The organism is Nostoc linckia z4 (assembly GCF_002608075.1).
Classification (GTDB): Bacteria; Cyanobacteriota; Cyanobacteriia; order Cyanobacteriales; family Nostocaceae; genus Nostoc; species Nostoc linckia.
The window spans coordinates 1-13,052 of the sequence record NZ_LAHA01000075.1; the positions used below are offsets into that span (position 1 = coordinate 1).

The 13,052-nt window shown below is 43.7% G+C and carries 12 protein-coding genes; 6 read left to right on the plus strand and 6 right to left on the minus strand.

What is annotated here, in order from left to right; translation table 11 throughout:
• The 3 genes from VF06_RS41665 to map all read left to right on the plus strand — a co-directional run.
• Positions 1 to 287, plus strand: a 287-nt coding sequence (locus VF06_RS41665; RefSeq protein ID WP_180267875.1) for a hypothetical protein, incomplete at its 5' end; no start/stop codon positions are given.
• Between the two features lie 21 nt (positions 288 to 308).
• Positions 309 to 1,337 carry a Gfo/Idh/MocA family protein gene (locus tag VF06_RS34235; protein WP_099071953.1) on the plus strand — a complete coding sequence of 343 codons (1,029 nt, stop codon included), beginning with the start codon at positions 309 to 311 and terminating at the stop codon, positions 1,335 to 1,337.
• A gap of 6 nt (positions 1,338 to 1,343) precedes the next feature.
• On the plus strand, positions 1,344 to 2,135 hold the full coding sequence (gene map, locus VF06_RS34240; protein ID WP_099071952.1) for a type I methionyl aminopeptidase: 792 nt from the start codon (positions 1,344 to 1,346) through the stop codon (positions 2,133 to 2,135).
• Positions 2,136 to 2,383: 248 nt separating this feature from the next.
• Here map and VF06_RS34245 read toward each other — a convergent pair whose 3' ends face one another.
• Complete coding sequence (locus VF06_RS34245; protein WP_099071951.1) at positions 2,384 to 3,736, minus strand: pentapeptide repeat-containing protein; 1,353 nt, start codon at positions 3,734 to 3,736, stop codon at positions 2,384 to 2,386.
• Positions 3,737 to 3,956: 220 nt separating this feature from the next.
• Between VF06_RS34245 and VF06_RS34250 the strand changes: the two genes are divergently transcribed.
• Entirely contained in the window at positions 3,957 to 4,637 is a 681-nt protein-coding gene (locus VF06_RS34250) for a class I SAM-dependent methyltransferase (RefSeq protein ID WP_099071950.1), read from the plus strand.
• A 165-nt stretch (positions 4,638 to 4,802) separates the two neighbouring features.
• On the opposite strand, the gene VF06_RS34255 is transcribed toward VF06_RS34250, so the two are convergent.
• Together VF06_RS34255 and psb34 are read right to left on the minus strand one after the other, a co-directional pair.
• Positions 4,803 to 7,016, minus strand: a complete 2,214-nt coding sequence (locus VF06_RS34255) for a tetratricopeptide repeat protein (protein ID WP_099071949.1) — start codon at positions 7,014 to 7,016, stop codon at positions 4,803 to 4,805.
• 644 nt (positions 7,017 to 7,660) lie between these two features.
• Positions 7,661 to 7,831, minus strand: a complete 171-nt coding sequence (gene psb34 / locus VF06_RS39855; RefSeq protein WP_143861837.1) for a photosystem II assembly protein Psb34 — start codon at positions 7,829 to 7,831, stop codon at positions 7,661 to 7,663.
• A gap of 117 nt (positions 7,832 to 7,948) precedes the next feature.
• Between psb34 and VF06_RS41670 the strand changes: the two genes are divergently transcribed.
• Positions 7,949 to 8,101 carry a histidine kinase gene (locus tag VF06_RS41670; protein ID WP_180267605.1) on the plus strand — a complete coding sequence of 51 codons (153 nt, stop codon included), beginning with the start codon at positions 7,949 to 7,951 and terminating at the stop codon, positions 8,099 to 8,101.
• Here the strand turns inward: VF06_RS41670 and thiO are convergent.
• From thiO to VF06_RS34275, 3 genes are all read right to left on the minus strand, one after another.
• Positions 8,091 to 10,106 (minus strand): glycine oxidase ThiO, encoded by a 2,016-nt coding sequence (thiO, locus tag VF06_RS43440; RefSeq protein WP_099071947.1) that lies wholly within the window; start codon positions 10,104 to 10,106, stop codon positions 8,091 to 8,093. The two genes, VF06_RS41670 and thiO, sit on opposite strands and share 11 nt — an antisense overlap.
• Positions 10,107 to 10,198: 92 nt before the next feature.
• Entirely contained in the window at positions 10,199 to 10,573 is a 375-nt protein-coding gene (locus VF06_RS34270) for a hypothetical protein (protein WP_099071946.1), read from the minus strand.
• A gap of 16 nt (positions 10,574 to 10,589) precedes the next feature.
• Positions 10,590 to 10,928 carry a 2Fe-2S iron-sulfur cluster-binding protein gene (locus tag VF06_RS34275; RefSeq protein ID WP_099071945.1) on the minus strand — a complete coding sequence of 113 codons (339 nt, stop codon included), beginning with the start codon at positions 10,926 to 10,928 and terminating at the stop codon, positions 10,590 to 10,592.
• 76 nt (positions 10,929 to 11,004) lie between these two features.
• Between VF06_RS34275 and cimA the strand changes: the two genes are divergently transcribed.
• Entirely contained in the window at positions 11,005 to 12,690 is a 1,686-nt protein-coding gene (cimA, locus tag VF06_RS34280; protein ID WP_099071944.1) for a citramalate synthase, read from the plus strand.
• Positions 12,691 to 13,052: the final 362 nt, after the last annotated feature.

Sequence of the window (13,052 nt, forward strand, 5' to 3'; positions counted from 1 at the left end):
TCATCACTCATCACTCATCACTCATCACTCATCACTCATCACTCATCACTCATCACTCATCACTCATCACTCATCACTCATCACTCATCACTCATCACTCATCACTCATCACTCAACAGTCATTAGTCATCACTCATCACTCATCACTCATCACTCATCACTCATCACTCATCACTCAACAGTCATTAGTCATCACTCATCACTCATCACTCATCACTCATCACTCAACAGTCATCACTCATCACTCATCAGTCATCACTCATCACTCATCACTCATTAGAGGATAAAAACCAGAACTAGTGAGGATCGTGTATAATTCAGAAGCAACTTTGGAAAAAGCAAGAGTGCGTGTAGGTTTAGTAGGTACTGGATATGCAGCAAAGTTTCGGGCTGAGGCGTTGCTGAATGATGAGCGAATGCAGGAAGGGCGAGCTGCACGATCGCACTTAGTCGCTGTTGTTGGTCACAACCCAGAAAAAACCCAAAGCTTTGCTAGAGAGTACGAAATTGTAGCTTTGAGTTCTTGGAAAGAGCTAGTAGAACGCCAAGATATAGATTTAGTGGTGATTTCCACTGTGAATCGCGATCATGGTGAGATTGCTCGTGCAGCACTTACCAACGGTAAACATGTTATTGTCGAGTATCCACTTTCGTTGGATGTGGTAGAAGCTGAAGAACTTATTGCCTTGGCTAAAGCTCAACACAAACTTTTGCACGTCGAACACCTGGAACTTTTGGGTGGCGTGCATCAAGCTTTGAAGCAAAACTTAGCCAAAATTGGTGAAGTATTTTATGTCCGCTATAGCACCGTCAATCCCCAGAATCCTGCACCCCGGAAATGGACTTATAATCATGAGCTTTTCGGTTTTCCGTTAATTGGTGCCTTGTCGCGCCTACATCGTCTCACTGATTTGTTTGGTAAAGTATTTAGTGTTAACTGTCACCAGCGATATTGGGAAACAGAATCAGAATATTACCAAGCCTGTTTATGCACTAGTCAACTGTGCTTTACCAGTGGACTTTTAGCCCAAGTAGTCTATGCCAAAGGCGAAACTGTTTGGCAGTCAGAACGCAAGTTTGAAGTTCACGGTGAAAAGGGTGCTTTAATTTTGGATGGTGACACAGGAGTTTTCATCCAGCCAGGGGAAACAACACCTATAGAGATTGGCCCCCGTCGGGGTTTGTTCGCCAAAGACACAATTATGGTGTTAGACCATCTTTTTGATGGCACTCCTTTGTACGTGACCCCAGAAGAAAGTTTGTATACCCTTAAAGTTGCTGATGCTGCCCAAAGAGCTGCACTGTCAGGGTTAACTATATATATGAAAGATGTTTAGATTAACATGAAAACCGAATTTATTGTTATATTATCCCAACGAGAATTAGACAAAATGCGTCAAGCAGGACGCTTAGCGGCCAAGCTTCTCAAACATCTCGAACCAATGGTAAAGCCAGGGGTTAGTACTTTAGAACTTAATGATGAAGCCGAACGTTGGACGCAAGCACATGGAGCCAAAAGCGCACCCCTTGGTTATAAAGGTTATCCCAAGTCAATTTGCACTAGTGTAAATGAGGTGATCTGTCACGGTATTCCTAATGGCAAACAAATCCTCAAGGACGGTGACATTATTAATATTGATGTGACGCCCATTGTTGAAGGTTATCATGGCGATACATCCAAGACATTCTTTGTTGGTAATCCATCCCCAGTAGCGAAAAAGCTGGTGGAGGTGACAGAAAAGTGTTTGCGCTTGGGCATTGCGGAAGTCAAGCCAGGGGCACGCATTGGCGACATTGGTGCAGCTATTCAAGAGTATGCTGAAGCACAAGGTTTTTCTGTGGTGCGCGATTTTGTGGGACACGGCATCAGTAATATTTTTCACACTGCGCCGGATATTCCCCACTATGGCACGCGGGGTAAAGGCAAGCGACTCAGACCAGGGATGGTTTTTACCATTGAGCCAATGATTAACGAAGGGACTCACGAAGTTGAAGTTCTCAGCGATAAGTGGACTGCTGTAACGCGCGATCGCAAGCTTTCTGCCCAATTTGAACATACCTTAGCTGTGACTGAAGATGGCGTTGAAATTCTCACCCTACCTGAAGGCGAGAATTACTGGGCGGTTGACGGTTGACTGAGCATCTCCTAGCCCTTTAAATGAAAAAGGCTGTAATTCATGGTTCAAGTTCTGGCTGCGGAGAACAGTCACGAGGTACGGATAATAAATATTTTGAAACGCATACCGCCAAAGGCGGAACCCGCAGGGTAGGGACGCAAAGTAAGGCGCAGCGAAAAGCTCCGATCTAAGGCTTCCTTGGATCGTAACTTTTCAAGCTAGAGGTACACAGAGATTTGTATCTCAGCAGACTAGGAAACGCTAAACTATCGTCCCAATTTATTGGGAATACCTTCACAACCACCAGGAATAGTGGCTCTGGTTCCTTCGCCACCCCAAGCACAACAGTAGTATCTAACAGAATCAGACATTCTTTGCACGTCGGTGAAATCGGCTCTTTCCACCACAGCGCCAGTTTGTTCGCCTGTTTGATAATCTGGTGGTTCGGTGCGACTGCGGGGTGATGCTTTATCTACTACACCGTAGAATAGACGAACTCCGTTAAAGTCTGCACCAGTGAGATTGGCTTCATATAAAATTGTCCGGGAGAGGTTGGCTTTTACTAAGTCACAGCCAACTAGATTAGCGCGGACAAGATTAGCTTCACTGAGGTCAGTCCAACGCAAATCGGTACCGGAAAGGTCGGCTGCTGCAAGCATTACGCCTAAATCAATGACACGTACACCTTCTACACGGTCTTCTGCGTAACCACCGATACCATCGAGAATAGCTCTACCTAATCGACTGTCGCGTTTTAGGGGTGATAACAGCTTGGAACGAGAGAGAAAGCGGAGAATTTTAGCTTTACCACTGCCATCAACACTACTTAAAATGGCCGCAGTGCGTCCTTCTGCGATCGCTCTTTCTTGAGGCCAATCTTCTAGTAATCCTTCTTCATCTAATACTAAGTCGGAAACGCCTTGGAAATAGGAATCAATCGTTTGCTGCTGGGTGATAATATTTTGCTGGACTGTTAAGAGATTTTGTTGAATTGTGAGGTCTTTGGAAATTACGTATTGTCGCCAAGCCACGTAAACGGCAATGATGGCGATCAAAATTTGCCCTAAAGCCCCAAACCATTCAGCTAGGCTACCAGAAGTTTCCCAGTTAATCTGGCGTCCTACAGCAAGTAAGCGATGGCCTATACCTGTAAACCGAATTAAGCCGATGATGGCGATTATTAGCCCGAAAAACCCGACAAATAGTGTCCGTTCTATAGGTGAAAACCACTCGTCAAAAACCTCTAGCAACCAAGGCAATAATATTGCTAGGGATAACAGCAAAGTTAGCAGGGTTCCCACAAGACCGACAATCCAGTTATTGAGAAGAATACCCAGAAAAATTGCGGCGATCGCCACAAACATCAGCAGCAATGCTCTGGGTTTGACTGTGAATTGCTTGGCTAGGGATTGTCTAAAGCCAGAACGAGCTTGTTTAAGAGCTGTAGTGTGTTGGGGAGATTGCAAAGACGAAATAGCCGCTAGCGCTTGTTGTGTGGCTAGTGCTTCCGAGGTGAGATGATTGTCTGTTGCACCAGTGTCAAAGTCATCTGGCTGCAAGTTATGTTCGGGGATAGGTTCTGGGGTTGGTAGATTTGAGGAATTCGATTCATTCGTCATGTTTTCTATTTTGCCCCAGCAGACTCAGTTCCACATCTGTTTTATCAGAAATTGGACGCAGTTATAGCTAGCGGTGTGAAGTTTACATTTGGTTGCACAGTTGAATAGCGATCGCTCCACTCCTCATGTTATCAGTAAGCGACAATTTTTTTGTTACAAATATTAACGCAGGTCAAACCTATTAAAATAAAAACTATTGCTTCTATTAACAATTAATATTATGAATATTCAAGAAGCTTTTAATAACTCTGCCGCAGATTACGATCAATTGCGTCGTATTTTAATACCCTGTTTTGATGATTTTTATAAAACAGCAGTTGAAATTATTCCAAATAATCGCTCGGCATCACTGAAAATTTTAGATTTGGGTGCTGGTACTGGACTCTACTCAGGTATGGTTCAATCAGTCTTTCCTAATGCCGAATTTACCTTACTGGATTTAGCTTTTGAGATGCTGGAAAAAGCTCAGTTGCGATTTAGTAAGATGGGAAAATTTCCCCGAATTTTAATTGGTAACTATGTAGAAGTTGATTTGGGCGATTCCTACGATCTTGTTATATCAGCCTTATCCATTCACCATTTGCCAGATTCTGATAAGCAAAGTCTCTATCAAAAAATTTACAATATTCTCAATCCCGGAGGGATGTTTATTAACGCCGATCAGGTATTGGGTAAAACTACTGATTTAGAAAAACTCTATCGTCAACACTGGCTGAATTCCGTACTTGCTTTGGGTATTTCACACGAGGATCTTAAGGCTGCACAAAAACGCATGGAATACGATTGTATGACACCCTTAGATGTTCAACTTCGTTGGTTAGAAGCCGCAGGATTTCAAAATGTGGACTGCTGGTACAAAAATTTTAGCTTTACAGTATTTGGTGGGTATCGACCAATTTAGCTTTAAAAAGCTTGTTTAGAACTCATTAGGAATTACCCAACGCCGATATTGTCATTGCCACCGGAATGTCTACGTTAAAAATTGACTTTGACAAAGAATTAAGCCTGAACTGAACCGTATTGAGTTCTAATTTCCGAATTTTAGACTTCATTCAAATGTCTTCAATTATAGCTTTGATAAAATCTCCGGCAACAATTGACTCGGAACTTTCGATAAAGCTAAATTTTGTCCCTGTATCCCTAATTCATTATGAAAAGCCCGAATAGTTTTCACTATGTAAGCGAAGGTTGTTTGATAAGCTTCTGGTTGTTTGCTCAATCCATTTAAAGCTTGTAAATGATGTTCTAATGCTATTTCTAAATGTTGAGAACGTGTTGTTTTATCACCATTAAAAGACTTGTCGATTACTAGCTGATGGTGTGCCAGTCCCAAATTATTATGAGAAGCAAGCAAATCAAAACTTAAAGGATTACCGCTCAGGGAATGAGCCAAAGCTATGGCTTCTTCGTAAGCATCAATGCATAATTGGAGATATTTTTGTCGTGCTTCTTTAGTGGTTTGAGATAAATTTGCTAAATGCCAATAAGCTGTCCCTAAATTATTTTGCGTTGCAGCACAAGCACCAGGAACATTAGCTGGGGTGCGATATATCAAAGCCTCGTTATAAACATTAATAGCTTGTTGTAAATTTTCGGCGGGTTGTTCGTATTGTGCCAGATTCCAATAGGCAGTACCGATGTTGTTTTGAATCATACCATATTTGAGTGGTTCCTCTTGGGGGTTGTAGTGTACGAGTGCTTGGTTATAAGCTGCGATCGCTTGCTTTAAATGCACAATTGGTTGATTATATTGCCCTAAATGCCAGTAAGCAGTACCTAAATTATTTTGGCAGGCAGCATACTTTAATGAATCCATATCCGCTGTCCGGTAATTGAGGGCTTCGGTATAAGCTAAAACTGCTTGTTGCCAATTTTCAGCCGCATGAGAAAAACGAGCTAAATCACCATAAGCTGTCCCTAAATTATTTTGCACGCGAGCGTAAGTTTCCGTATGTGTTTCGGGTGAAATTGTATCTAACGCCAACTGATAAAATTCTATTGCTTGTTCTATATACGTTTGTCCCTCTTCAGAATTAGGTGGTGTGCGGGATAACATCCAATAAAGTGTACCCAAGTCATTCAAAATATCTGGGATTTGTGGTGAAGTTTCGTCATAACTAATTGCTTCTTGATAAGCGATAATTGCCACCATCAAGTTTTCTAAAGTTGACTCTCCTTGCTCAATACGAAGACGGTATAAGTTACCCAAGCGATGATAGGCTTCTGCAAGAATTTCTCCAGAAACTTCTTGTAGATGTAATTCTTCAATATCCAACAAAATTTGCTGTGGTTGCCAGCGTTCTTCTGAATCTTGAATAATCTTAGTGTTGATTGATGCAAATACTAATTCCGTTAATTCGCTGCTAATATGAGACAAAGAAGACAGCAATTGCCCATCGTTTGCACTGCCAGATCTAGTAGCGGATTCTTGCTGTTGTGGCACAGTCTTTGATAAATCTACGATTGATGGCACTGCTTGTTGGCTTTTATCTAGCCTATTTTTTGGTGTCTGTGCCGGAGAATCAGAATTATTCTCAAATTTTAATTCACTAACTGTTGGTTTAAGTTCTGCTTGACTAACAGATTCATCTAAAATTGAATGCTCAAGATTCCCCACATCCAAACTTCTAGAATTAGAAAGACGTTCTGGATAGCCTGAATTTTGAGTTGCTGGTGTTGGTTCCCCAGCAAAAACAAATACCCCAGTACGGCAACGCCAAAACTGTGGCGCTGATTGTTGGATAGCAGACAGCCAAGGACGCGGTACCCACAACACCAAGTTAGATTCTAAAAATCGACTGGACTCTTGAGTCGAGAAATATTGCTCGCTTAACCGGAGATAATGCAAAAATAAACGCTGTGTTGCCACTGGTTGCTTGGTCAGCTGCTCCACCCCTACAATCTGAAATGCTGGTATTGGAGAAGGTCTTCCTGGAGTATCTTTTGATGCTCCAACAATTGGCGGTGGATAATTGGCTAACCATTGATTAATTTGGGCCACAGGATTGGGATCGGTTAAATTTAAACGTAACGTCACTAATCGCGGATAAGCGGGAGTGCTATTTTCTTGGGCATTTGCTGGCTGATATAGCACTTGTCCCACAGGATAAGCCAATGTAGAATGCAAACGAGCTGCTACTTGGTTTCTTAAGTGCAAATCATCACATACAGCCAAAAAAAGTTGTCGCCGTAAACCAAGACTTAAAGCAAGTTTTAAGCGCTGGTAAACTTGCCGATTCCAAGTAAAATTGTCGCTGTGTGCAGTATCATTCACGCTCATAGCGTCATCTTTGCGGGTGCATCGAAATCAAATAAAAATTTGATGATGAAAGTGATTTGGAAGTAGATCTTCTGCTGCTAAGGATAATAGGGATTTAGGATTTTGCGAAAAGTTTGTAGACACTTGTGCAGTTTTTCCCAGGTTACAGAGATTTCCTTCATAGTTCTGAAGGGTCTTGCAGTGGGGAGCGGAGCTTTTGAAGAAAAATTTCCGATTAAAAGCCTTAATTATATATTGGAACTCCAGACAAGACTATTTTAGGGCTTACCCACTGAAGCTTGAAACACAGATTCCTCCTAAACCCTTCTTAAACGGGACTTACACAAAAATAACGTAATTTCGTCATTACAAACGATAGTGTGGTAATCCCCCCTGACGCGGGGATTGCTTCCCTACACTGCGTTTCGGTCGCAATGACAATATCGGCGTTGCGTAAGTCCTGTTAAAAAGACAACAACTTCTAAAGCCCGCATCTGGGTTTGAGGATTCGAGTGCGTAAGTCCTGCCCCAGTCAACAGTCATCAGTCAACAGTCAACGCTTCCTGTTTCCCCAATGACTAATAAAAAAACAGGTTCCATTTTTAATAGGAACCTGAAAAACCACAAAAATGAAATTTTATTAAAATGTTTTACATTCAACCGTTTTAGGAAACTAAGAAAGCGACTGAAATCAAGCCACCAACCAAAGCTATAGCAGCTATTCCTAATAAGATATAGGTTCGTTTTTGCCCTTCTGTAGGAGGTTGTGCTTGATAAATCTTTGGTTCTTTAGCAAAATTGTTCAGGCGACCGCCTTCTTCGGTTGTGTAAGGCATGAATTATTTCCTTTATATTTATTCTTCATTTAATGTTACATAAATTATAGAACTGCCCGAAAATTGATAGACAAATCGTTACATTTATCGGTATGGGAAAGATGGGGAGATGGGGAGATGGGGAGATGGGGGAGACAAGGGAGACAAGGGAGACAAGGGAGACAAGGGAGAAAGATTGCTACCTTGTCTACCTTGTCCTCTTCCCATCCCCAATGCCCCATGCCCCATGCCCCATGCCCCATGCCCCATGCCCCATTCCCTAACCAGTAATCGTCCCACTCAGGGGCGAACTAGCACTGGCGTAGTCTTTGATGGGCATTCTACCGGCAAAGTAGGCTAAGCGACCGGCGATTGTTGCTAAATTCATGGCACGAGCCATTGCTGCGGGGTTTTGAGCAAGAGCGATCGCGCTATTAATCAACAAAGCGTCTGCCCCCAATTCCATTGCTTGGGCGGCTTCTGAGGGTGAACCAATGCCAGCATCTACCACCACTGGTATGCCTGCATTTTCAATAATGATTTGGATGTTGGCGGTTGTTTTTAGTCCTTGTCCAGAACCAATGGGCGACGCTAAGGGCATGACTGTAGCACAACCTACATCTTCTAATCGCTTGGCTAACATGGGATCGGCGTTGATATATGGCAATACTGCAAAACCTTCTTTAACTAGTTGTTCTGCTGCTTGTAGTGTGCCTATGGGGTCTGGTAGTAAATATTTAGGGTCTGGTATTACTTCTAATTTGACAAAATTATTATCTTCCTGTCCCAACAATTTCGCCATTTCTCGTCCCAAACGCGCCACTCGAATGGCTTCTTCGGCAGTTTGACAACCTGCTGTGTTGGGTAACATCCAAATTTTTTGCCAATCCAAGGCTTCTGCTAAACCTTCGTGTCCGGGTGCTTTGGTTTGTACTCGTCGCACTGCTACGGTAACAATTTGGCATTCGCTGGCGGCGATGCTTTGTTGCATTTCTTCAATGCTGCGATACTTGCCAGTTCCCGTCATCAAGCGGGATTGGAAGGTTTTGCCTGCAATAGTTAATGGGGAGCTTGTAGAGACGTGATTCATCGCCTCTGCGGTACGGTGTCCGTTGGAGAAATTAGCCGAGTTAGTGAGCATGGGAGTGCGGGTAGATGGCTTGGACTGGAACCGAGAATAATGGAAATGACTCAGTAGGGGGTCAGTTTTTTGTTCTAAAATGAAATCGGCGATCGCTACTGCTGTTACAGGTGCAAGTAGAATGCCGTTGCGGTAATGACCAGTGGCCAAGGTTAAATTTTCACAATGGCTTGCTCCCAGGATGGGTAATTCATCCGGAGTGGCTGGGCGAAATCCGCACCAAAATTCTTGAATCGGATAATTCTTTAATTGCGGATAAAGCCGGATGGCAGCTTGTAATAATGTTTGAATGCCCTCTGGGGTGTTGTGGGGTGTAAAACCAACATCTTCATTGGTTGCGCCAATAATCAAAGAGCGATCGCGTCTCGGTACAATGTAAATATTTTCTCCAAACAAAATTCGCTGCAAAGGCAATTCTGGCTGCAATTCCGGTACTCTTAGGCTCAGCATTTGCCCTTTTCTGGGGCGTACTGGTAACGGTAATAACTCATTCGACCAAGCACCAGAAGCTAAAACATAGTGGGCGGCGCGAATTACCCCAACATTGGTTTGCACGCCAACAACTTGTCCCTGTTGTTGTAAAAATCCTGTTACTGTAACGCCATCTTTGAGTTCAACACCAAAGGACTCAGCCGCTATCCGCAAGACATGAGCTAGAGCCTTATTATCAACTTGTGCATCCTCAGGATACCACCAGCCACCAACCACTTCTGCTCCTAATCCCGGCTGATATTGGTGAATTGCTTCTTTGTCTAACCAGTAAGCGGGGGATAAGGGGGACAAGGGGGACAAGGAAGAGTTTTCTCCCCCCCCTCCCTTGTCTCCCCCCTCTCCCTTGTCTCTCTCCTCTTTCCCTGCCTCTTCAAAAACGGGTGTGAGGATACCACAAGGCCAATAGTTCGTATTTAAGCCTGTTAATTCTTCGAGTTTGCGCGTCCAATCGGCATATAAAGCACGCGATCGCCAACACAAGGAACGCATTGCGCCATCGGGGATTTTTTCGGCATCGGGCGCTAACATTCCGGCGGCGGCGTGGGTAGCAGCAGCCTGAAAATCACGACAAAGCACGGTGACATTTGTCCCGCGCAGTTTAAGTTCAATGGCGATCGCTAAACCAATAACACCGCCACCAATAATTACAATTTCACTAGTCATTAGTCATTTAGTCATTGCTCATTAGCCATCGATCGTTAGCGCATGACTAATAAATCATAACTAATAAAGTAATAACTAAAGACTAACAACCTTTACCACAAAGCTCGAATTGGCTCGTTGCTAGAACTGGTGTTTGATGGTGTGTCTGTTCCAGAAGTTTCTGTATCAACCTCTGTTGTAGTATCAGAAGGATTTTGAGCAACGCTACTTCTGTTGTCGGGTCTTGGGGCTACAATAGAGCGTCTATTTCCCTCTGTTTGGGTTGTTTCAGTTTCGTCAGTTGCAGTTTCATTGTTCTGGCTGCCAGCACTGCTATTAACATTAATATTAGCTGGTAGAACTTTTGCTGCTTTGCCACCAGGATTGTTGGCGGTTTGTACGCCCATTGGAAAGTTGATGCCTAGTAATGTACCAAGCAGAATGGCTAGACCTCCAGCCATTAATATTAGGGGTGTCCATCTACCCATCTTGTTTTACTCCTTTTTAACCTTTTGGTGTCCACACTATTCGAGAACCTTGTCCCCAAAATCCATCAAATTTTGTTACATTCACGTCGCCTAAAATCTGCGTTTGGCAAGCTAGACGCAAGTCTTTTGTAGGAGAATGGGGAGGAAGGGAACGACGCGTGCGATCGCGCCAATTCACAGCTGATACTTCGCCCTCTACCTTAACCGCGCAAGTACCACAACTGCCAATACCCCGACAGTTTATTACCTTAGCACCGTCATTGTAGAGGTCAATACCATTTTGCAGCAAAATTGTGCGGAGATTACTTCCTTGCTCGCACTCAATTGTTTTACCTTGAGCTAGTACCTTAGGCATTTTTTAAATTGCCAAATTGGCTTTTTGTTGTATATTGACATATTGCCTCGAAAGTTGTCTCGTCAGTCCGAGCTTTATGACCACAAATTACTCTCCTCAACTTTGGCTCTATGACACTACATTACGGGATGGCACTCAGCGCGAGGGGCTATCTGTATCGATAGAAGATAAGTTACGCATTGCCAAAAGACTCGATCAACTGGGCATTCCCTTTATTGAAGGCGGTTGGCCTGGTGCTAATCCCAAGGATGTACAATTTTTCTGGCAACTCCAAGAAGATCCGCTCAAACATTCAGAAGTTGTCGCTTTTTGTTCGACTCGACGCCCCAATACAACTGCTGCCGAAGAACCGATGTTGCAAGCAATTCTGGCGGCGGGAACTCGCTGGGTAACAATTTTCGGCAAGTCTTGGGATTTACATGTCACAGCTGGACTCAAGACGACGTTAGAAGAAAATTTAGCAATGATTCGTGACACAATTGAGTACCTCCGTTCTCAAGGGCGTCGCACAATCTATGATGCCGAACATTGGTTTGATGGCTATAAACACAATCCAAGTTATGCTTTACAGACATTAGAGACAGCGATGGCATCTGGCGCTGAATGGCTTGTGTTGTGTGATACCAATGGCGGTACTTTACCCCACGAAGTTAGCCAAATTGTGCAAACTGTCATTAGTCATTTGTCATTAGTGAGCCAGTGCGTTGCGGAGGTTCCCTCCGTTGAAGCAACTGGCGTCATTGGTCAAGAAACAATGACAATGCCCCAAATTGGAATTCACACTCATAATGATTCAGAAATGGCCGTTGCTAATGCCGTGGCAGCTGTGATGGCAGGGGCAAAGATGGTACAAGGGACAATTAACGGCTACGGCGAACGTTGTGGTAATGCTAACCTCTGTTCGTTGATTCCCAATTTACAACTTAAACTGGGTTATAGTTGTATCGCAGAAGACCAGCTAACACAACTTACAGAAGCAAGTCGTTTTGTGAGTGAGGTGGTTAATCTTGCTCCTGATGAACACGCCCCCTTTGTTGGACGTTCGGCTTTTGCACACAAAGGTGGTATTCATGTATCCGCCGTAGAACGTAATCCCCTGACTTACGAACACATTCAACCAGAACAAGTGGGGAATCGTCGCCGGATTGTGATTTCCGAACAATCGGGACTCAGTAATGTTTTAGCTAAAGCCCGCAGTTTTGGCATTGAATTAGACCAATTAAAAGCAGAGGCCAAACAAATTCTCCAGCGCATCAAAGATTTGGAAAGTGAAGGATTTCAATTTGAAGCAGCAGAAGCCAGTTTTGCCCTGTTGATGCATGAAGCTTTGGGAGGACGCCCCAAGTTTTTTGAAGTCAAGGGTTTTCAAGTCCACTGTGATTTGATTGAGGGGAAACAAGCTAGCAACGCCCTAGCTACAATTAAAGTCGCTGTTGATGGTAAAAATATTTTGGAGGCGGCGGAAGGTAACGGCCCGGTTGCGGCGTTGGATGCAGCTTTACGCAAAGCTTTGGTGAACTTTTATCCCCAAATTGCAACTTTTGATTTGACGGATTACAAAGTGCGGATTCTCAACGGACATACGGGCACTGCTGCCAAAACCCGCGTGTTGGTAGAATCGGGCAATGGTCATCAACGCTGGACAACGGTGGGAGTTTCTACCAACATTTTGGAAGCTTCCTATCAAGCGGTGGTGGAAGGGCTGGAATATGGTTTGTTGTTGCACTCCCAAGCCGCCGCCGCCGTGAAAGCTTCTAGTTGACAAAAATAGCTATGTGGTGTGAGTGAAGTTAAATTTTTTGATGAGAATAGGAAGCGATCGCTTATCTTAAACTCCTGTAAGACTGACGCAAAAATGGTAACCGCTTTGCGGCTTGCCATTCCCCAAGGGTAGACCACCGCCAAGATACCAAGAATTCCTGGAGTGTGCGTAAGTTTTATATTAGTTTAATGCTTGAGCGATCGCTTTTCTGACTTCCTCCAATTTTGATTGCTTAAACAGAGGAGCCAGAGGAAGAATACGATAACGTCTTGAATGGGGAAATTGACTAATTGAATTTTTGCAGTTCCCTTAACAAAAAAAAGACCCCCAGTGCAAACCAGGAGTCCTTCCCCTTAAGAAAG